This window comes from Dyella sp. SYSU CM1112 (genome assembly GCF_058216415.1).
The window spans coordinates 1-252 of record NZ_JBZEGI010000166.1; the positions used below are offsets into that span (position 1 = coordinate 1).

Annotated in this window: 1 protein-coding gene; it reads left to right on the forward strand. The window is 56.3% G+C overall.

Going from position 1 to position 252, the window contains the following annotated elements:
- Positions 1 to 252 (forward strand): hypothetical protein (locus AC4HNJ_RS22080; RefSeq protein ID WP_490481754.1); only part of this gene is annotated, 252 nt, incomplete at both ends.

Below are 252 nucleotides of genomic sequence, written 5' to 3' on the forward strand. Positions count from 1 at the left end.
ATTCAAAATGGCTTCGCTTATATCGAAGAGGAGCGCGCGTACCTCGCCGCCCTGATCCTGACGTGGCTCTTTACTACCTCTCATCGTTCGATTCGCGTCAGAGCGACCAAGGCATTGGCATCATTACTAGCCTCTCGCCTCAAGCTGGGCGTGTCGATGCTCAACGACTTCAATGATATCGACGACCCGTATGTCATGGAGCGACTGCTGGCCGCCTGCTACGGCGCCGCTTTGCAAGGGGAGACACTGGGA